This window comes from Polynucleobacter sp. UB-Tiil-W10, from assembly GCF_018881605.1.
Lineage (GTDB): Bacteria > Pseudomonadota > Gammaproteobacteria > Burkholderiales > Burkholderiaceae > Polynucleobacter.
The window spans coordinates 1,175,522-1,194,553 of the sequence record NZ_JACVPZ010000001.1 but is presented as its reverse complement, the minus strand read 5'-3'; the positions used below and the strand labels follow the sequence as shown (position 1 = coordinate 1,194,553).

Below are 19,032 nucleotides of genomic sequence, written 5' to 3'. Positions count from 1 at the left end.
GACTGGACAAGCGCACTGGGGAGGTTAAATTTATCAGTACAACTCCCCAACCGAACTACCCCCTAGAGGGCGGGGGCTCCCCGAATTCAGTTACCTCAGGTCTTGCCGTACAGACCGCTTTTATAAATACCCAACAGACGCTGAAGCTTGTGTAGATGGCTAACAGCCTTCAAGCCTTGGAGGGTGGGTGCGTAAGTCTGCTCAGCTGACTTGTTCACCTGCCCCATCTCCACCAGCAATTCCATGCGTTGCTCCACACATGGCTGGGCAATCACATCAACCAGCAACTTTTTGTCAGCGCGGCCACCTGGCTGAGTATTTAGCAGCCCCAGTATCTGCAGCGACACCGACTTGTAAACTGCGCCAAATAGAAAAAAGTTGACGATGCCGATAAAGCAAACCATGGCAGTCGCTGGCCAGACATAAAACCGGTCAAGCCATGTGGCACCAATGGCCAGAGTCACCAGCTCCGACAAGGCAATGCAGACGGCAAATATGGCTACGGGAGCCAGATCACGGCGAAGGCGTATCACCCCCGCAATTAGCACAACCGCGCCTAGACCCACAAACAGCCCGGTTATCATCGATAATAGTTCTTCATTCATTGGGAATCCCGTAGAACTTTCTCAGATTCAGCACCAGCAGAGCCATGCACTTCCCAGCTTTGCCAGACAGTGCCACTGATGAACCATCCACCTTGGTAAGCCCCAAAGCCAGCAGGATGGACAGCCGATCGTCTAAAAAATCAGCAATGCTGCTACCGCCACCGTAAGCACGAAACCAAACCTCGCGGCTTGCTGGTCCATCAAGCATACACAGCGCCGAAAGCAGCGAGGTTGTGAAACCCCAGCAGACTAGGGACCACAACATGCCCAAGGCTACCGTCGCTGTGAAAATAATAGCCATGCTGGCTAGAACGTCGAGCCAGGAGCACGGATAGGCCAGCCACCAAAGGAGCCAGGCGCCAGCTACCCAGACCAAAAAACAGATGGCCACTGCAGTCAGGAAGCGAGTTTTGGCTGCCTCTATACGCGTAGGCCCATGAGAAAGCGACATCAGCACCGGCACGATGCTTACCCCGCAGAGAAGCGCAAGGCCTATGATGGCCCCAGGTAAAAAAATCATGGTTACGCCACCGTGTCCTTTTTGCGCGTCTCGCTTATATAAATATGTCGCATGCCGGACCCTGCCCACAAAACACCCCCCACCAGCGACACCAGTAATACAAGAATGCCTATACCTAGAGAAATCAACAACGCAGTTTCAGCGTCAACACCAATCAGGCTAAAGGCCAGCACAAACAATGCCTCACGCACACCCCAGCCCGCAATGCTGATGGGTACATAACTCACTAGCAGCGCAGGGGCTATGACGGCAAGGCAGCTGAAAAAACTTACCTGTACACCCAGCCCCCACGCTAGAACGAAGCCCAGCAACACCGTCAACAAATGTACGGACATCCCCAGAAAAAGAATTAGGGCCAGATCAGCTTTGGTGCCCACACGAAAGAATTCTCGTATCTCGATCAGCCACGCCAGCAAGCTAGCCGCAGACTTGGGCAACTTACTTCCTTGCTGAGCCAAAAACGGTGTTAAGCCAAACCGAAACGGTAGCACCAAGGTGCCAAAACCAAACAGCGCAACCACCACCACCAACACCAAAGAGTTAACAGCAGTTGAACTATTACCCCGCGCCGTAAATACTGCAATGCTTGCCACACACACCATCGCCAGAGAGACAAGGCCAATAACCCGATCAAAAGCAATGATCTTCAGTCCCTGTGCTGTACCCACCTGATATTTTGAATACCACCAGACACGAAAAGCATCTGCCCCCAGTGAGGCAGGCAAACCTTGCGAGAAAAAGAAGCTGATCAAAATCGCTTTGCTGTGGGGCAGCACTTGAATATTAATATGATCAAGCTTGCCAATACGCTCCCAGCGCCAGCCCAACACATTAGCCTGCAGCATCACAATCACAAAGCCAAGCCCCACATAAACCGGAGACATGTTTTTGAATTTGATGTAAACGTCGGCCCAGTCAACAAGGTTACCAATGTAGACGAACAGAGTCACACCCAGGGTAATTTTCCAGCCGAGTGAAAAAACTTTGCCGAATTTCACTTTGTCATCTTACTGGGAGCAGCATAGAGCCAGCGAACGAAGCCACGAACGACAATCAGTAGGAGCATGTAGTAAATGATAGTCAGCGTTACAAAAAATCCGCCCATTGTGAGAATGGCGGAATAAAAGAATATCGACGGTATGAGGCTGGTTGCAAGCAATACGCCCAAGAGAACCAATAACTGGGCGCGTCTTTGGTACAACGCTCTGTTGGCAACCAATAGAATTACAATGGCAAATGCGAAGGGCATCCCAACCAATGGATGCCAGCCAATAGAGAATCGGTCCCCTATTACGTCCGATGCGGAAGCTCCTGCGCTCTTTGCGACTTTCAACACAAGATTAAAAGCCGCTTGAGGCTTAACTATCAGGTAGTTATAGATCATGCGCAATAAATCATTCTTCCATAAGGAAAAATAGAATTTTTTTGCGCAATTTTCATAAGCAAACCAGTCTTGCTCGCCATGTCCACCCAATGAGTTTAATAAGCCTTGTGGATCCAGCTTAGCCACTGAATTTTCACAAGTACCCCGTTGCGCAAACTGAATAACAGAACGTGCGGACTCTAGGTCGCCATAACCCAGGTTATATTTCTTCGCGAGTACAGGCTCATTGATACCCATTAAGGCATTGTGCCAAAACGTCCGGGTTCCCATATCCTGAAAGTATCGAGAGTTGTAGCTTGCATTTTTGTAGATTGACAAAGTAATCAAGCAAGTAATTAGAGTCACTAAAACAAATATTGGGCGAAAGAAGACTGCAATGTTCTTGACTTTTTTCTTTCTACCCCGCCAAAAGCGGTAAAAAACAATCAGACCCAAAAATCCAATCATGCCGACTAGTTGCCACCCCAAAGAAGATCTCGCGTGGTAGAGAAAAAAGAACAAACCCACTTGCCCCAATAGTAAGCTGATCTGCAAGGCACCAGTAGACCAGCTTCTACGCAATGCAAAAAGGGATATGTGAATGACCGGAATCATGGCCAGGACGTCCAGGAATCTTGTTTCGTAAACGCTGACCGAAGATAAAGGGACTTTCCCTAGGACGCTTAAGAAATTGGCTTCATCTACCAGCGGAAGGGTCGAAATTGCAGTGTACACACCCGCTAGAACCATACCCAGCAAACCTAGTGCCCACATACAGCGGTTGAAGCTTCTCAAGAAGAGTATTGTTGAAAATATTAGACAAACGAACCACAGTAAATACATGCTTGATACTTTCGGCCCGAAGAATTTGAATGCAATAATGACAAAGTCGCCAAAACCCTTGTCATCAGCTACTCAGTAATAGGCGTCGCGTCCGGTTACCTTTTTATTAACTGCATCTGCTATGAGATCATGTAGCGGGCCAGCCCCCTGAAAAGGGATAGCAACCTCACGCAAGGCCGTGTAATCATGTGGTTGGCCATGATACAAAAATGAAATAGCTACAGGTATAGCGTGGAATCGAATCCTATCAGTTACAGAGCTAATCAGGTCGAGTTGTATACCGCGCTGAAAAATGACAGTAATCAAAGCTAAAGAAATAAACGTAAGAATCTGACATCTTTTGCTGTAGGAGATAGAAGAAATTAAGCCTAGATTCACTAAATTCGGAAAGTCCTTATTTGCCATTTTTTTAAACACTTAAAAATCAAAAGTAATTGAGACACTTAAGCTGGTCGCGGTGCTTGGTATGCACTGTTGTAATCACTGGTTTTGAATCAGACAGTACTACAGCAGTTACCGGCATTTGGCTACTAAAAAAATTGATTATTTTTTGCATAAAAATGTCATTCGTCAAATGTCAAATCTCAAGTCACAGAGTAACCTAGAACACTGCAACCCTGTTCTTTATTTTGAATGAAGCAGCAAAGCATGGTGCCGCTGCACAAACGAATCAGCCAGGCGGCTGCCGCAGTAGCCGTTATATTGAGTGGCTGTTTGCTGGTAAGCATGGTGTGCATTAGCACACAGGCTTAGATCAGCTGGTGGGGATGTTATGCCCAAAGCCTCAGCGGTTAGCTCAAGAATCTCTTGTGGAGTGTTGTCCCGCAGGATGATGCCTTTGGGCAGATCTGCCCAGTTTTGAATGAAGGCCAAGCCTGATGAAAAAACTTCGTCAAAACTGAGGTAACGCGCCTGATGCTCGTTCCAAAACAGTTTCGGCATCATTAAGTCTTGACTAGGCCACAGGGGCAAACCAATAGGCACCCAATTTGAAAATACACACCGAACCCCGTAGATGGCGGGTATGGTGGCAAAGCCCGAGTTGGTGCCCAAAAAGAAGCGGCAGTCAATTGCGATGAGGATATCTGCCTTAGGCGTCTTAAGCGTGCTGTGTGCGTAATCAATAACCCCTGCCATGGGTGGCAGTGGCTTCATGGATGGATCACCCATGCGGATTACCCAACCACCCTGCTTCACAATTAGATCGATAGCTGGCAGGTAGTCGTCGATGTTGGCATCGCGCATAGTCGGGTAAAGCGTATTCCAGCCCTTATGGAAGCCTGATTCCCGTACATGGAGGCACACATACCATGCTCCATCAGGCAGACCCAAAAGGGACAACGTCCTGCGCAGGAACTTTTGTTCACCCGCAGTCACCGAAAGCAGCGGCGGGCGCTGCTGCCGTTCCCAATCTTTCTGAATGCGATTGGCGGCATGGGTATAACCCAAGATTTCACCATCTGGGAACTCAAATTCCCAGAAATCATCGATCATGGCAGAGCGGTAAGCAGGAGTTAGTGTTTCCCAAGTAGGCTTGTCGTTATACATAGCCCACAAGTCGTAGTCCGCAGACAATTCCTCTGGCGATAAAAACTCGATGCCAGTCTCACCTAGGGCCTTGCACAGATACTCGCCGGGTATAAGACTTATGGTTTGCGCAGCTACAACACGAACCTCGTCGCCCCGATAAAGTTTATTGTATTTGACGTAGAAGTCCAGCATGGCTACATGGCCTATTGCCGCATACCACGCAGACCCCACTATCCGATACATCGGGCCAAACTCTTCACCCAAAATAGTACGGCGTAGCTTGCCTGCACGAACCCAATAGTGGCTGGCCTGGGTAATTTTTCCAAGCAAAAAACTAGTGATACCAGCGAAACGAAGTGCCTCCAGTTGACGCTCTTTAGCCAGCTCATCAAATGTGTGTTCCGCAAGAGCAACAAAGACTTCACATGCCAAGTCAAGCTTACCAATATTAAACAAATGATGACCAAGTAGGTACAAGGCTTTCGCATCCAGCTTCTCATTGATTAATTCTTGCCGAAAAATTTCTGGTTGTAATTGTGATGTCAATAAAGGGTCAGTTTTTGCATATAACAGATATAGGTAAGAACGCAAACGCCGATTTCGAATATGAGTATTCAGTCTAGATTTCTCGGCTGGGGCTGCACCAAAAAATCGATCATAAATCGCATTCAAAGTACTTGAAACAAATTGCTGTGAGCGCATAGCTACGAACCACAGTTTTCTTTTCACGCGCATCAGAAAGTTGACAGGCCGTCTTTCCTGTCGGGCCACATAGCCGATCAGGTGCAGCACCATGACGCCAAAAATAATATCGATCAGCTTGAATGGTATATAGCCCAGGATACGAATCACCGCATTGTCTGACAATTGGCTCTTTGCCAGCAGTCGAAGCATGAGGACGGCAAAACGACCAGCTGATAGAACACAGGAGTGAATGAAAAACCTTATAAATCGCGAGATCATCTAACCCTAGCTCTCTTTAATACTCATGGTGGCTTTTCTCAGAAGAACTTCTTTGCGCAACTGGGAAATGTAGGCGGTGACCTCAACAGAGCCCTCCGCCGGCGAGAAACTACCCCAATCGCTTTGCGTAGCTTCAAAGGGGCCATTGGTAATTTCGTGAATAACAAGCACGGGTGAGTGAATCAACAAGGTGTGGTACCTGGGTAAATCAAGGCGGTAATAAAAATTTCCCTGGTGACTCAATTCAACCACGTCGGCAATACTGCCGTCCTCGTTCAAAACAACAACATCTACCAAACCATCAACCAAATGAAAAGACTCGACCTTCTGATGGTGGCGATGCGGACGGATGTAGCTGTCCGAGCGAATGGCGATTAGCATCTCGTGAAGGATGTCAGACGGCCCGCGATGCGCACAAATGCGGGCTCTACCGCGTGCATTTTTGGCAGCGCTTTGCTTGATGAGATCGACGTAACGCGAATCAAACCGTATAACTTCATCAGTCGCCATGAAGACCTCGTCGTTGACTTTTCTCAAAGGCAATGAGGCGGACGACGGCAAGATCGAAGAAGATGGTGAGTAAGAGGTTGTCATATACAGACTTGGCTAAATGGTACTGAAGGCAGGCATGAAGCATCCACCATTGTCAAAAAAGTGAGCTAACTTACCACGAACCTTGATCTCGCTCTCAGGACTCAGGGTGGATACGCAGTAGCGGATGCCCAGTTCTTGCAGCTGAGTTGACGGAACAATGGGCAGCCCAGAACCTGGCATATACATGCCCACCTTTTGGGGATGGTCATCGATGACGCAGGTGATGAGGTCTTTGAGTTCAAAGAAATTGATGAACTTCGCTGCCAAGTGACCGGCACCGAATACTGCAACCTGGTTGCCTTTGGCGCGTATGTCCTGCAATCTGGTGCGCCATTGGTCGCGCGCGGTTCTAAAATGGCCAAAGAAATGTGTAGCCTGTTTTTGCACACCGACTTGGCTGGTCGTGCTGCGCTTTCCCGCGGAGGCTGCGGGAAAGCGCAGCACGACATTCAATGAATCTTCATACGGATAGGCATAACGACCCAGCCAGACCACTTCTGCATTGACTTCCTGTGCTAGGCGTCTAGCAGTAACTTCGGTGAAGTAACTAATATGCTCCTCCCAGATAAAAGGGTAGTTACCTACATCGAACACGCGCTGGCTATCAGGCAGCTCCAGCATCATATACCCTCCGGATGACACCAGTGCACTCAGCGACGTGAGTAATCGGCTGGAGCTCAATGAGTGCTCGGTGATGTGCCTGACCAGCAAAACATCAGCCTGACCGAAACGGGCCACGAGCCTGTTGACGTTGACCGGACTGCTGAGCACAGCTTGCACAGTCTCAAGTCCAAAGGGGGCTACCGTGCATTCGAGATCTGAGTCCTGGAGGCAAAGCGTGTCTGCAAAGCCCATATTCGCCATTCTTGTCAGGGTGCTTTGATCTTTGTAGGTGATGCCCATGAAGCGCGAAGAAGTGCTGATTCCTGGAAGCGCTGCTAGATGACTGGCAACATCGTCAAGGTGACCTTCAGGCTCGTTATAGACTAACCAGTCGTAGCGGGGGCGATATGCCTCTATAGGCATGCGGTCAAACAACTGGATGGTACAGCAATGAGTACAAGTAGAAAGGCTTAAGGCATGACTTTCTAATTGGGCAGCGCTTGCGCTGTCTGACATGAAGCGGTTGGACGGCGGCTGCTTGCCAAAGGAGATTTGTGGTGCCGGCAAACCTGCACCACACACCGTGCATGGCACCAGAGCGGCAGAGCTCATGATGTAGAAAGCTTACCAACGCACAGCGCAAAAAGGTACTGCGACATGGGTTGATAGCCAGTGTGTACAACTTCGTCGTTCATCGAAAAAATAAACACATTTTGGAAATGCCTTTCAGCCAGCGTTTTAAGTTCAGCGCCGGTTTTGCAATTGACATGTCCGATTTTGCTGAGCGGGGAAGCATAGGCTTGCGATTCGAGCGACGGCATGCCCACAATCAGCACACCGCTATTAGTCAGGCTAGCTGCAATATTGGTGAAATACACATCATCTTGCTCTTTGGGGATATGCTCCAGAACATCGAGTGAAAACGCAGCATCGAACTTTTCCTGCAAGTGGCCACTAGTTATATCGTGAACAGCACATGTAAATGGCCATTTCGGATCCATTCGAGCAAGGGCATCCTCAATAAAGATTGGGTCTATATCAATTCCATGCACACTTTTTACTTCTTGAAGAAGAATTCTCATAGGAAATGCATCACCACATCCTACTTCCAATACTCTATTTTTTCCACTTAACATTTTTGATACAAATTTGTATCTTGATAATGCAAAAACAAGCCTTCTTGGATCTGTGTGCCAATTTGCATTTTTTTCAATGCCTAATTTAGTTAAACCTTGATTTAACTTTAATTCGACATGCCCATCATATTGAGCTTCTACTGTTCTAGCAGTCATTTTGCTAACCTTTTCATTATTCAATATTTATATTTTTTGCACAGAAATATAAGAAGTTTCACGTCCAAATAAGTGGGCAAAATTTTCAGAGTCGGCTATATCTGCGACATTAATTTTATTGTTATTTTGGATGAGATTTAAAGCATCCTCTAGAGCAACCTTTGCTAGGAGAACAGACTCAGGAAGAAGTCCAATAAACTCCTGTAGAACTGATGCAACCTTAGATCGTAACTTTTCAACATTTTTACCCTGAATAAGACCATCTTCATGCGCCCTCACAGCCTCTAAAAATTCAATGGCTTTGTTTTCCAATCCAATATTTACTTCAGCGTCTCCAGAGGACGGTTCTAGCCTAGAGTCCAAGAAATTATGATTTTTTTTCCAATATTCTTTTAGGTAATGAATATTGCTGCTTTTATCTTCGCCATAGAGACTTTTGAACCACCGCCAATCTTCTGAGATGGATGGTGATGATCCTAAGATTTCAAATTCGACCCCGAACAAATCCAATGCTGTAGGTGTACTTAGGCAAAGATCAAAATAAGCAGGATTAATCATATTATCGTGCACCCAATCTTCTACATTTCTTGTCATCGCCTTTAATGTATCTAAATGCGACTGAAACGCATTTTTTAATATTGTCGATCTCTCTTCAAATGATAAATTTAGTGGGGCAACTAAAGAAGATAAAAAACGTCTAATTAGATTAGGTAAAAAGCCTACAGGCGAGACAGTCGTTATAACAAGTATTCCCCTGGGGCCGACAAATGATTTTAATTTATTGAGCAACAATTGCTCATGCTTAGACGTTCCAAGCCAATTTTCACAAATTACAATTTCATAGGGGGACTCAGGAAAATAGTCCTCTAGCTTTTTTGTTATCAATATTGGCTCTATAAAGTCAGCCCCAAATTGACTATACGTGGATTTAATTTCATTAATACCTACAGAATTTGGCTCTAACAATACTAAGCTTGCAGGATGTTGAGCAGCTATATAAAGACTGTTATGTCCGGTTCCTGCTGCAACTTCCAATACCCTAGATTTTGAAAATGCAAGGGTTGGTAGCGCAAGCTGATCATACAAAGACGCTCTGCGCTCAAAATGGTCACTTAAGTTTTTAATGTCGTAACTAACTGGACTTATTCCATGTTGTTGGTAAAACTCAAGGTGTGTTTGCCGCTTTAATGCCTCGTTTGAATGCATTTAAATATCCCCAATGTTCTGTTTTGAAATTACTTGAAGATTTGGCAGTGGAACAATGAATAATCCGCCACGCTCCAAGAAGTCCTTATTCTTTTCCATAATTGGTTTTGCATACTGCCATGCCAAGATAACCACAACATCCGGAGGATCTTCTCGCAATACACTAGAGGGAACGACTGGGAGATGGCAACCTGGGCTGAATAAACCATGCTTACGCTCATTGTCATCGATCAAATAATCCAGTTGATCGGTTAATTCAAAGTGATACATTAACGTTGTGACAGTGGTTGAGGCGCCATAGCCAACAACTTTTTTACCTTCTGCCCTTAATTTTTTTATAACGTTAAGTAAGGAATTTTTTCTTTCCTCAATTTGATGGGCATATTCTGAAAATATACCGATCTCATGGAGTCCTCGCTCGTTTTCAATACTAAGCATTTTTTGAATGATGGGCTTTTCAGGACGACCGCCATTTACCTTTTGAACAAAACCACGGATTGATCCGCCCTTAGTCCCAATGGACTCAACGTCAAATAATTGCAAACCATGAGATTTAAAAAATTGAACGAATGGTTTTATTGAGTGATAAGACAAATGTTCGTGGTAAATAGTGTCAAATACAAATTTATCGACTATATCTAGGAGATAAGAAACCTCAAAAATAAAAACTCCGTCATCATCCAGTAATTGAGCAATACCTTTAGTAATATCACCTAATTGGTCAGCGTGAGCATAGACATTATTAGCTACTATGAGCTTTGCTGGACCGTATTCTGATAAGATTTTTTTGGATAGCTCACTGTCGAAGTAGTCAGGTATGGTTTTTATTCCTGAAACCGTGGCTTTATTGGCAATCTCTCTTGCGGGATCCACCCCCAATACTTTCATACCAAGATCTTTAAAAAACTTTAGCAAGGTCCCGTCATTACTACCCAATTCAATAATCAAGGAACCGCGATTGATCTTAAAATGATCAACTACATCTGTCGCATATTTTTTAAAGTGATCTATTAGCCCCTTGGAGCTTGAGGTTGTAAAAATATATTCTCTAAAAAGCAATTCGGGATTAACCACATCTAGATTTTGTGCATGCCCACAGTCACTACACATGTATAAATCTAGAGGAGCGAGTGGCTGTGTAATCAGTAACTTATCTGCTCCAACGAAAGCATCAGCTATAGGGGAGGCTTTTATTGGCAACACTAATCTTAAATTTTTGCTGCCACAGAGACGGCAATTCTCTCTCTTGGTTGATATTTGACTCATACTATTTCAAACCCCCATCAATCTTCGCGCCAACGATTCTGGCCAAACCAACGATAAACCCCCGTCAATAGTAATATTCTGGCCGGTAACAAAACCCGCTTTAGGGCTACATAAAAACTCAATCGCATTCGCTGAATCTTCAGCCGTTGCCATCCTTGATAAGGGAATAATGTCTTCATAAACCTTCATGATTTGTGGATTATCAAAATAGAATTTTTTAGACTCTTCCTTCAAAAAAGTGAATGGAGTTACGCCATTAGAACGAATACCTTGGGGACCTAAATTTAAAGCATAAAAACGCATTAGTTGATCAAGGCCAGCTTTGGCAACATGGTAGCTTGCAGATTGGCCTTCACCGACGTACTTACTAAAAACGGAGCTCACCATCAACAATGCTTTGTCACCCTCTTTAGAAAATACGGGCAAGATAGTTTCAACGACAGATTTAGTTGCCGTGAGAGTTGTCTCCAACTCCCCAATCCATTCATTATCTTTGCCTCTATATCTTTGAAGAAAGATGCAGTAATTGATCCCCCCATTTTTAGCTACCATCTGATTCACAGCCTTCTCAATGGACTTTAGATCAGAAAGGTCTGCCTGGTACCCATCAATACTTCCCGAATTCTTATCCTCAGGCGAGAGCTCGCTCCTACCGATGACAGAAACTAAATCTCCACGCTTTGCCAAAAGACGTAATACAACTCGACCCAAGCCTTTAGTTCCACCAACTATTAATGTATGTGCCATTTTTTCCTATTAATACCTTAAAAATTATTATTACTTAAAACCAAAGTTATTTCTGCGCTGACCCTTGTTTTATTACCTCTATTTACCACGCCACCATGAAGCGTATTCTCATGGAATATCAGCATATTTCCGGATTCTGTATGCATCAGTTGGGCATTCAATTTAGATAAATCGTCTTCAGGGATTGGTTTTGGTAAGCCCTCAATATTCTCTACGTGAAAGCTCCATTTATGTAAGTGAGACCCAGGAACGAGTGAAAGGCCATTTTTTCCAGGCTCACAAAATAGTGGGATCCAAATTTTCACAGTTACAACTCCGGCCGGAAACATTCCTTCACCCATATTGAAAGATTCGTGGAACCATTTATCCACATGCAGTGGACCAACATCACTAGCAACATTTGGTCGAACAAGCCTCCAATATATTTCCTGCTCTCCGCAGTGTTGATAAGTATCGTAAACGTCTGAAATAGTAAATTCCCCCAATTCATCCTTTAATTTGGCAATAAAGGGAAAAGTTTTTATTTTCTCAACAACTGATTGAGTCAATACACGATTCGATTTAGGCCAAACTTGCTTGTGATTTAATTTATCAGCAATTAAATGATAGTTTTCAATTCCAATCTCTTTTGCTTCATTCAATAGCTCTGGATTACTTTTTGCAATTCCCTGTAGCCAATGATCGCTGACAAATAAGCGTAATGCTTTTAACTCCTCCTGATTTAGTCTGTAATCAGATGAATATCCCATTTCACCAAAGATTTGATCTCTTAAACTCATCTAAGCCTCTTTTACAATTGAACTAAACAGCGGCCAGATGCTTGGCCATTACGCATATTTTCTATTGCAATATTCACATCTTCAAGACAATATTTCTCAGTAATAAGCTCTTCTAAAGATATTCTGTTTGCCAAATACATATTGTGATATCTCGGTATATCATCTTGCGGAACAGATTCCCCGCCATGTGATCCTGTAATTTTTTTCCCGAAATGCAAAGGTAGTGAATACACCTGAATTTCATTACCTTTTCTTGGGACACCCACTAAAACTATCCTTCCTTGCTGCTTAGTAATCTGATATCCAAGCTCAATAATTTTGGGCTGTCCAGTGTTATCAATGAAAACATCGAGTCCTAAATTCCCTACCACTTCTTCAATGCCTAATTTCGCATCTACTTTGCTCGAATTGATTAAATGAGTGGCTCCCATTTCCTTAGCTAAGGCTAGGCGATTATCATAAAGATCGACTGCGATGATCGGATAGGCGCCTACCAAAGAAGCGGCCTGCACTATATTAAGACCTACCCCACCAGCACCAAAAACTACAACTGACTCACCAATTCTCACCTTTGCATTATTTTCAATCACTCCAAATCCGGTAGTTACCGCACAGCCAAACAAAGCAGCAACCTCTAAATCACTGTTTGCCGGTATTGAGGTAAGTCGGTTTTCCGAAACAATGGCATATTCATTAAATGTAGCTATCCATCCAGCATTTAATTTTTTGCCATTCCATAAATAATTTGGAGGGGCGCCTTCTATACCCAACCCTTTACGCCAATGCAATACCACCACGTCGCCAGGCTTTACATGCTTTACGCCGGCGCCTATCTCAATTACCGTTCCAGAAGCTTCATGCCCTAACAAGTGCGGCAAGAATTTATCCTCACCTTTAGCGCCATCAATCTCACCAAGTTGCGAGCCACAAATTCCGCTAAAGTGAACCTTAACTAATACTTGACCTATTTCCAAGGCATCGGGTAATTGAATTTCATCAACAATTAAAGGTTTCTTTTGCTCGACCAATATGGCCGCCCTCATAGTACGTGGCATTGTCATATTAAGACCTACTCAAAATAGATAAAAGAATAATCACCGCTATAGCCCGTTTGCTTGAACCACCACTGCCATTCTTCAGGCGTACAAAAAGCCTCGCAAGTTACTTGCCAATAAAGCAAATTCATTTTTTCAATTTCATTGCGATAAGACTCAACACAAACATACTTATTATTCTTGCCTACTCGTTCCATCTCTTTTAGGGCCAAATCAAGATCGTAATTATGAAGATTATGAAATGTATTGATGGAATAAACAAAGTCAAATGTCTGATCTTTCCATGGTAGCGCTGTTGCACTACCAACTTGTAGTTGATCTCGAATTTCTTCCTTACTATTGTCAATAGCGTAACTCGAGATATCGATTCCATATATCTCTATTCCGGGAACCACTTTTAAAAAGTCAAACAGTAAAAAACCTTTGCCGCACCCAATATCTAATATTTTATCGCCAGGCTTTATTCCGTAATGCTCTGCCATCAAGCGCGCAACCTTCTCCCAGCGACCTTCCATATATCGATACCCGCCGTAGTTAATTCGTCGATCTCCATCCCAATAATCAAATGCCCATTTTTTAGCAAGATCTGCTGCCTTGGCTTTTGGATACTCCGAGTCATTAACGCGAGCTAAATAATCACGAACAGTACTCTTATGAAGAGGAGACATAAAATCAATGTAGTTCATAGTTTTTTTTCTGCAAGTTTGAAAGAATAGTTTTCGCCTTTGATAACTGATCAGACTGTAAGCCAGAAACATCAACCAAAGGATTGGAAAATTGACGACGGCTTAAATGAGCCGGAAGATAAACATTTAATGCAATACAACACCATTTTATTTTATAAACCGGCAGCAATAATTTTGAGCGAATTTTAAATTCATGCGCTCCTGAAAAATTATGCGAAATGGATTCTATAAAAACTTCAGCAAATTTCTCTGGAACTGGAACTTCTAGTTGGGCAAAAAAATCTCCCACTAATTTAGCGGGGTCGTCCCAACCGGCATATTCAAAGTCTATAAAGCGCATGGCACCACAGGGATCCTTGAGTGCATTATGAAATCCAAAATCTGAGGGCGAAATACATCTATCCTCAGGCGGCAAGGCGAGATCAATTGCAATAGCAGAATTGGTGCAATACTGAAATATAGATCTTTTGAGCTCATTCCAATGGTGAGCCAATTGCCCAATAAATTCTGATGCATCTTGGTCTTTGCCTTTATTTAAAACGTCATGCAATACATCAATACGGGAATCAATTAAATCTAAGTGAGCTTTAATCGTAAAGCATGCTTCTGAGGCATCAGGTAATTGAGCTTCTGTTTTTTTAAGCGTTTTATCGTTCAATGCATTCACAAAATCAATGGCGTACTTAACTTCTAAATCTGCAACCTCTTTATCAATAACGGGGGAGCCCTGAAGATACTCAAAAAGTGTCATTCCATTCATTGCATCGGAAAAAAGTACCCGAGGTACAAAATTTGAGGCGACTTTATTGGCATAGGTGGTAAATAAAAATTCTGCATTTTGACGATTACGTAAATCGTGGGAATGTTTAAAGTATTTCTTTACAACGTAGCTAGCTCCAGTTCTTAAATCTACCTTATATGTTTGATTATTTTTACCGCCCTTCAGCACCTTAATTTCGGTGAGCTCATCGAGTATATTGTTAGCATCAAGCGACTTCCTGATCTCTTCTATCAAATTAGCTGGATTCATTATTCCGTCCTAGGTTATGAACCCAATCGGAAAATGCTTTCCAGGACTGAAGATTCACAAGAATCTCATTTTCAAGGCCGACATAATGACCCTCTGGATCAAACAAGCATTTTTTTGTATCTTGAGGAAAGTGTGTTGCCAAGAGTATCTCTGGTAAGTCATCCAAAAAAATATCGCACTTTAACTGAGAAATCTTTTCAATTTTTTCATCTTTACTAGGATTGAAAAATACATTCGATTTGTGAATCAGTGTGGATTCAGGGGCCTGAAGATGATAGGCAATCCAAGAGCGAGATGCTTCATGAAGGTCATAACGTTCACCGGCATATGGATATTGCGTTTTATGACTCACAATAAAGAGTTCATGACCAGCGTCCCTAATAGCCCTTAGTGCAGCTATTAGGCCGGGATAGGCAATTGCCTCATTCATTCTCGCACCATATACATAACCTTGCATCTCAGTCCATGCATCTTCTTGGTTCGTATTACGCAAGTAATCCCTTACTGCTACCTTATTAATGGGAACTTCATGGGAGATAAGAGATTTTTCTAGGGCAACTTTATGAAACAAGTGATCGTAGCTAACTATCGTATTATCAAAGTCCAATCCAATTCTCATCAATAGACCTTACCTTAACGCCTGTTGAATACGCTTTACGATATTCTTGCAAGTCAAACCATACTTATTTCTCGCATATTCTTGCGTACCTACTTCATGCATAAATTCATCTGGCGTACCTAGCATCACGTGTTTTATCGCATGGTTTCCTTGGGACCTCCATTCAGCTATTGCGCCACCAAGCCCCCCTATCAAACCATGCTCTTCAATACTAGCAATTAGCTTAAAACGAGATTGGGCACTCAATAGATAATCTTCATCTAGAGGCTTAACCGAATGCATGCTCACTACTTCTGCAGATACACCAACTTCGGCTAGGTTTTGTGCTGCTTGAACAACCTCACCCATGAGAGTGCCAGAGCATATCAATGCAATATCTTTACCTTGCTTAACGACAGTAGATTTACCAATTTTTAACTCGGGTGGCTCAGGGAAAATTGTTGTTTCGCCCTTTTTTCCAATCCGTATATAAGTTGGGGCATTGTCATTTAATGCCGCTCTTAGCACCGACCTTAGTTCATTTGCATCACATGGTGCAACCACTCGCATACCCGGAAGAGAGCGAAGAATTGCCATGTCTTCTAGAGAGTGATGCGTTGGACCCAATTCTGCGTATGAGAGTCCCGAGCCAGTGCCCACGATAATTACTGGGGCCTTGTGATAACAGACGTCTACTCGAATCTGCTCAAAACACCGAGTCGTAGTAAACGGAGCTATCGTATAAACAATTGGGCGCAATCCTGAAAGAGCCATCCCTGCCGCGACGCCCATCATATTGCCCTCAGCAATTCCGCAATTATAAAAGCGAGAATCGTCTACCAACTTAACCGGATCAAATAACTTGTTACCGATGTCTCCAGACAAGAGTACTACTCTTGAGTCTGCTTGTGCTAATTTGGCCACCTCATCAGCAAATGCATTTCTCATGAGGAGACCCCCAACTCAAGTTTTGCCATTCTTACTTCGTCGGCAGTAGGAATACGGTAATGCCAATTATTATCATCTTGCATGAAGGAAACGCCTTTACCTTTTACAGTATGCGCAATGATGGCCGTAGGTTTCGTATTTTCTAACTTAAAGCTCTCAAGGGCAGCGAGAATTTGGCCATAATCGTGTCCATCAATTTCTAAAGCATTCCATCCAAAAGCTTGCCACTTTCCAGATAGGGAATTAAGGGCCATAACCTCTTCGCTTCTGCCGGTAGCCTGCCACTTATTAAAATCAACAAATACACATAAATTAGACACTTGTTGTGCGGCTGCCAACATGGCAGCCTCCCAGACCGAGCCTTCGTTGCACTCCCCATCACCAAGCACCGTGTAAATATTGTAAGTTTGCTTTTGAATTCGCCCAGCCAGAGCCATCCCCAGACCAATTGGAAGGCCATGCCCTAAAGAACCTGTTGCCGCCTCAATACCCGCTAAATGATCTGGGGTTGGAGGGTGCTCGGCAAATATTCCACCATCTTTACCGTAATCTTTTAACCAAGACTCAGGATAAAAACCACGCATTGCCAGCACTTGAAATAATGCCGGCACACCATGGCCCTTACTTAAGATAAAGCGGTCTCTAAGGGGATCATACGGATTCCTCGGATCAATTTTTAGCTCATTAAAGTACAAAGCTACCAATAAATCCACGCAAGAAAGACATGAGCCCAGATGGGGTGTGCCCGATAGCGATGACGTTTCAATGATCCTGGATCGTAATAAATTTGAGCGGTCAATTAGCTCCTGATGATTGCTCATAAGCTATGCTTTATGGATATAGTTTATTGGTTCATTGCGCAAAGTCTCTAAATTGCCTTTAACCCATGAGATGCACTCGTCAATTCCAACATCAAGCTTGATCTGATCAGCCCAGCCGAGCTCTGTACGTACTTTTGTACTATCAAGATGGTAAGCCGAATCCTTGCCGAGACGCTCGCCTACAATCTCAACATGATCCTCAAAATTTGCGCCAAGTTTGGCACAAATTTTAGCCACGAGATCTCTAATTGAGATAACTTCATCAGTTGAAATATGATACGTATCTCCATTTACTCCATGCTGAGCAATTTTCCACGTAGCGTCTGATACGTCACGCATATGAATAAAAGAGCGAGTCGATGATCCTCCGCCATGAAGCTCAATCTTTTTACCCAACAAAATAAAGAGGATTGTTCTTGGAATAATGCGATACAACTGTTGGCCTGGACCATACACATTAGCTGCGCGAGTAGTTACCACTGGAAAATCATAGGCCGCCCGGAAAGTTTTTAGACTCATATCAGCTGCCGCACGCGAAACGGCATAAGGGGTGCTCGGATTAAATGGAAAGTCTTCCTTTACAAAGCCCTCGCAACTGCCATAAACCTCGGGGGTAGAAATATGAACATAACGCTTTAAAGAGTCCAACTTACGTAAAGCATCGTGAAGTTTTACGGTTGAGACAGCATTGGTCATAAACCAATGATCAGGATTTTGCCAACTCTCACCCACCATGCTTTGGGCTGCGAAGTTAACAACATATTCTGGCTTCTCTGCATGGATAAGATCGACGATCTTATCCAAATCTTGATTCAAGTCTAATTGATGAAAATTAAAATTTTGATGATCCCGCCACTTGTAGGGGAGCATTGCGCCATTAGGCTCCTTTGAGCGACTTGTCCCAATGACTTTTTGCCCTTGATTTAGCAAATAATCTACAAAACTAGCGCCTGAAAATGAATTACTACCCACTACCACAACTGATGACATGGTATTCCTTGCTATTGAATCTGATTTTTTCGAGAATAGAGATACTGCATTAGCATGTGACCAACTACGAGCTGCAAATCTTCAGCAATTTGCATATCGTTGACTGGAAAATGCAATGGAATATCAGAAAGTGCCTTCGCCTCACCGCCGCTAAATCCCAATATGGCACAACTTTGAATATCCATTGATTTAGCCTGACGTAAAACCTTCAGAATATTTGCAGAATTACCACTACCGGATAAGCAAATTATTAAGTCACCTTTTCGCCCAAGAACTGCAAGCTGCTCAGAAAAAATCGCATCGTATGAGACATCGTTAGCCAGGCAAGTAATAACGGCTGGATTTGCAGATAGCGCATGGACTCGTAATCCCCTGCCGGTCTCTTTGGCAATACCGTACAAGTAATCATTAGCCAAATGAACTGCATTGCCAGCACTACCACCATTACCGCACAGGAAAACTTGATTTCCATCGCGCCAACAGCGTTCTACCTCTCGCGCCAAGGGCAAGACTTCTCCCCATTCATGGGAGGTCAAAATTTCAGCTAAGCGAGCTGAGTATTCTTTAAATGAAGTAGACATAAATAAATTGAA

The 19,032-nt window shown here is 43.8% G+C and carries 21 protein-coding genes; all 21 read right to left on the bottom strand.

Annotation, left to right across the window (positions count from 1 at the left end; translation table 11 throughout):
- Positions 1 to 95: 95 nt before the first annotated feature.
- The 21 genes from ICN33_RS06135 to ICN33_RS06035 all read right to left on the bottom strand — a co-directional run bounded on the left by ICN33_RS06135 (position 96) and on the right by ICN33_RS06035 (position 19,020).
- Entirely contained in the window at positions 96 to 605 is a 510-nt protein-coding gene (locus ICN33_RS06135; protein ID WP_216195410.1) for a hypothetical protein, read from the bottom strand.
- Entirely contained in the window at positions 598 to 813 is a 216-nt protein-coding gene (locus ICN33_RS06130) for a hypothetical protein (protein WP_216195408.1), read from the bottom strand. The genes ICN33_RS06135 and ICN33_RS06130 overlap by 8 nt, the downstream gene beginning before the upstream one ends.
- Before the next feature lie 314 nt (positions 814 to 1,127).
- On the bottom strand, positions 1,128 to 2,123 hold the full coding sequence (locus ICN33_RS06125) for a lysylphosphatidylglycerol synthase transmembrane domain-containing protein (RefSeq protein WP_216195405.1): 996 nt from the start codon (positions 2,121 to 2,123) through the stop codon (positions 1,128 to 1,130).
- The gene (locus ICN33_RS06120) at positions 2,120 to 3,262 is read right to left on the bottom strand and encodes a hypothetical protein (protein ID WP_216195403.1); all 1,143 of its coding nucleotides are present in this window, start codon (positions 3,260 to 3,262) and stop codon (positions 2,120 to 2,122) included. Before ICN33_RS06120 ends, ICN33_RS06125 begins: the two co-directional genes overlap by 4 nt.
- Positions 3,263 to 3,403: 141 nt before the next feature.
- Positions 3,404 to 3,736, bottom strand: a complete 333-nt coding sequence (locus ICN33_RS06115; RefSeq protein ID WP_216195401.1) for a hypothetical protein — start codon at positions 3,734 to 3,736, stop codon at positions 3,404 to 3,406.
- 219 nt (positions 3,737 to 3,955) lie between these two features.
- Positions 3,956 to 5,563, bottom strand: coding sequence for a TIGR04372 family glycosyltransferase (locus tag ICN33_RS06110; protein WP_216195400.1), 1,608 nt, complete (start codon positions 5,561 to 5,563; stop codon positions 3,956 to 3,958).
- 267 nt (positions 5,564 to 5,830) lie between these two features.
- Entirely contained in the window at positions 5,831 to 6,418 is a 588-nt protein-coding gene (locus tag ICN33_RS06105; protein ID WP_216195399.1) for a WbuC family cupin fold metalloprotein, read from the bottom strand.
- Positions 6,419 to 6,430: 12 nt separating this feature from the next.
- On the bottom strand, positions 6,431 to 7,633 hold the full coding sequence (locus ICN33_RS06100; RefSeq protein ID WP_216195397.1) for a methyltransferase domain-containing protein: 1,203 nt from the start codon (positions 7,631 to 7,633) through the stop codon (positions 6,431 to 6,433).
- Positions 7,630 to 8,313 carry a bifunctional 2-polyprenyl-6-hydroxyphenol methylase/3-demethylubiquinol 3-O-methyltransferase UbiG gene (locus ICN33_RS06095; protein ID WP_216195396.1) on the bottom strand — a complete coding sequence of 228 codons (684 nt, stop codon included), beginning with the start codon at positions 8,311 to 8,313 and terminating at the stop codon, positions 7,630 to 7,632. Before ICN33_RS06095 ends, ICN33_RS06100 begins: the two co-directional genes overlap by 4 nt.
- A 27-nt stretch (positions 8,314 to 8,340) precedes the next feature.
- Positions 8,341 to 9,519, bottom strand: coding sequence for a methyltransferase domain-containing protein (locus ICN33_RS06090; RefSeq protein WP_216195394.1), 1,179 nt, complete (start codon positions 9,517 to 9,519; stop codon positions 8,341 to 8,343).
- Complete coding sequence (locus tag ICN33_RS06085) at positions 9,520 to 10,785, bottom strand: class I SAM-dependent methyltransferase (RefSeq protein ID WP_216195392.1); 1,266 nt, start codon at positions 10,783 to 10,785, stop codon at positions 9,520 to 9,522. It abuts the gene before it with no gap.
- Positions 10,786 to 10,791: 6 nt separating this feature from the next.
- Positions 10,792 to 11,532 (bottom strand): SDR family NAD(P)-dependent oxidoreductase, encoded by a 741-nt coding sequence (locus ICN33_RS06080; RefSeq protein WP_216195390.1) that lies wholly within the window; start codon positions 11,530 to 11,532, stop codon positions 10,792 to 10,794.
- Between the two features lie 17 nt (positions 11,533 to 11,549).
- On the bottom strand, positions 11,550 to 12,311 hold the full coding sequence (locus ICN33_RS06075) for a phytanoyl-CoA dioxygenase family protein (protein WP_216195388.1): 762 nt from the start codon (positions 12,309 to 12,311) through the stop codon (positions 11,550 to 11,552).
- An 11-nt stretch (positions 12,312 to 12,322) separates the two neighbouring features.
- Positions 12,323 to 13,372: a zinc-binding dehydrogenase gene (locus tag ICN33_RS06070; protein WP_216195386.1), complete on the bottom strand. Its 1,050-nt coding sequence runs from the start codon at positions 13,370 to 13,372 to the stop codon at positions 12,323 to 12,325.
- A gap of 8 nt (positions 13,373 to 13,380) precedes the next feature.
- Entirely contained in the window at positions 13,381 to 14,034 is a 654-nt protein-coding gene (locus ICN33_RS06065) for a class I SAM-dependent methyltransferase (RefSeq protein ID WP_255530681.1), read from the bottom strand.
- A 4-nt stretch (positions 14,035 to 14,038) separates the two neighbouring features.
- Positions 14,039 to 15,082, bottom strand: coding sequence for a phosphotransferase (locus tag ICN33_RS06060; protein WP_216195382.1), 1,044 nt, complete (start codon positions 15,080 to 15,082; stop codon positions 14,039 to 14,041).
- Positions 15,069 to 15,701: a haloacid dehalogenase-like hydrolase gene (locus ICN33_RS06055; RefSeq protein WP_216195380.1), complete on the bottom strand. Its 633-nt coding sequence runs from the start codon at positions 15,699 to 15,701 to the stop codon at positions 15,069 to 15,071. The genes ICN33_RS06060 and ICN33_RS06055 overlap by 14 nt, the downstream gene beginning before the upstream one ends.
- A gap of 9 nt (positions 15,702 to 15,710) precedes the next feature.
- Positions 15,711 to 16,628: a transketolase family protein gene (locus ICN33_RS06050; RefSeq protein WP_216195378.1), complete on the bottom strand. Its 918-nt coding sequence runs from the start codon at positions 16,626 to 16,628 to the stop codon at positions 15,711 to 15,713.
- On the bottom strand, positions 16,625 to 17,449 hold the full coding sequence (locus tag ICN33_RS06045; protein ID WP_216195376.1) for a transketolase: 825 nt from the start codon (positions 17,447 to 17,449) through the stop codon (positions 16,625 to 16,627). The genes ICN33_RS06050 and ICN33_RS06045 overlap by 4 nt, the downstream gene beginning before the upstream one ends.
- Positions 17,450 to 17,452: 3 nt before the next feature.
- Positions 17,453 to 18,439 carry a GDP-mannose 4,6-dehydratase gene (locus tag ICN33_RS06040; RefSeq protein ID WP_216195374.1) on the bottom strand — a complete coding sequence of 329 codons (987 nt, stop codon included), beginning with the start codon at positions 18,437 to 18,439 and terminating at the stop codon, positions 17,453 to 17,455.
- A gap of 11 nt (positions 18,440 to 18,450) precedes the next feature.
- The gene (locus tag ICN33_RS06035) at positions 18,451 to 19,020 is read right to left on the bottom strand and encodes an SIS domain-containing protein (RefSeq protein WP_216195372.1); all 570 of its coding nucleotides are present in this window, start codon (positions 19,018 to 19,020) and stop codon (positions 18,451 to 18,453) included.
- Between the last annotated feature and the right edge of the window lie 12 nt (positions 19,021 to 19,032).

Excerpts from the sequence above, each read along its gene's own strand:
- ICN33_RS06080 (WP_216195390.1), bottom strand. The coding sequence starts at position 11,532 with ATGGCACATACATTAATAGTTGGTGGAACTAAAGGCTTGGGTCGAGTT.
- ICN33_RS06110 (WP_216195400.1), bottom strand. The coding sequence starts at position 5,563 with ATGCGCTCACAGCAATTTGTTTCAAGTACTTTGAATGCGATTTATGAT.
- ICN33_RS06130 (WP_216195408.1), bottom strand. The coding sequence starts at position 813 with ATGCTTGATGGACCAGCAAGCCGCGAGGTTTGGTTTCGTGCTTACGGT.
- ICN33_RS06050 (WP_216195378.1), bottom strand. The coding sequence starts at position 16,628 with ATGAGAAATGCATTTGCTGATGAGGTGGCCAAATTAGCACAAGCAGAC.
- ICN33_RS06135 (WP_216195410.1), bottom strand. The coding sequence starts at position 605 with ATGAATGAAGAACTATTATCGATGATAACCGGGCTGTTTGTGGGTCTA.
- ICN33_RS06090 (WP_216195394.1), bottom strand. The coding sequence starts at position 9,519 with ATGCATTCAAACGAGGCATTAAAGCGGCAAACACACCTTGAGTTTTAC.
- ICN33_RS06095 (WP_216195396.1), bottom strand. The coding sequence starts at position 8,313 with ATGACTGCTAGAACAGTAGAAGCTCAATATGATGGGCATGTCGAATTA.
- ICN33_RS06085 (WP_216195392.1), bottom strand. The coding sequence starts at position 10,785 with ATGAGTCAAATATCAACCAAGAGAGAGAATTGCCGTCTCTGTGGCAGC.
- ICN33_RS06065 (WP_255530681.1), bottom strand. The coding sequence starts at position 14,034 with ATGTCTCCTCTTCATAAGAGTACTGTTCGTGATTATTTAGCTCGCGTT.
- ICN33_RS06045 (WP_216195376.1), bottom strand. The coding sequence starts at position 17,449 with ATGAGCAATCATCAGGAGCTAATTGACCGCTCAAATTTATTACGATCC.
- ICN33_RS06055 (WP_216195380.1), bottom strand. The coding sequence starts at position 15,701 with ATGAGAATTGGATTGGACTTTGATAATACGATAGTTAGCTACGATCAC.
- ICN33_RS06060 (WP_216195382.1), bottom strand. The coding sequence starts at position 15,082 with ATGAATCCAGCTAATTTGATAGAAGAGATCAGGAAGTCGCTTGATGCT.
- ICN33_RS06075 (WP_216195388.1), bottom strand. The coding sequence starts at position 12,311 with ATGAGTTTAAGAGATCAAATCTTTGGTGAAATGGGATATTCATCTGAT.
- ICN33_RS06120 (WP_216195403.1), bottom strand. The coding sequence starts at position 3,262 with ATGTGGGCACTAGGTTTGCTGGGTATGGTTCTAGCGGGTGTGTACACT.
- ICN33_RS06035 (WP_216195372.1), bottom strand. The coding sequence starts at position 19,020 with ATGTCTACTTCATTTAAAGAATACTCAGCTCGCTTAGCTGAAATTTTG.
- ICN33_RS06115 (WP_216195401.1), bottom strand. The coding sequence starts at position 3,736 with ATGGCAAATAAGGACTTTCCGAATTTAGTGAATCTAGGCTTAATTTCT.
- ICN33_RS06100 (WP_216195397.1), bottom strand. The coding sequence starts at position 7,633 with ATGAGCTCTGCCGCTCTGGTGCCATGCACGGTGTGTGGTGCAGGTTTG.
- ICN33_RS06105 (WP_216195399.1), bottom strand. The coding sequence starts at position 6,418 with ATGACAACCTCTTACTCACCATCTTCTTCGATCTTGCCGTCGTCCGCC.
- ICN33_RS06040 (WP_216195374.1), bottom strand. The coding sequence starts at position 18,439 with ATGTCATCAGTTGTGGTAGTGGGTAGTAATTCATTTTCAGGCGCTAGT.
- ICN33_RS06070 (WP_216195386.1), bottom strand. The coding sequence starts at position 13,372 with ATGACAATGCCACGTACTATGAGGGCGGCCATATTGGTCGAGCAAAAG.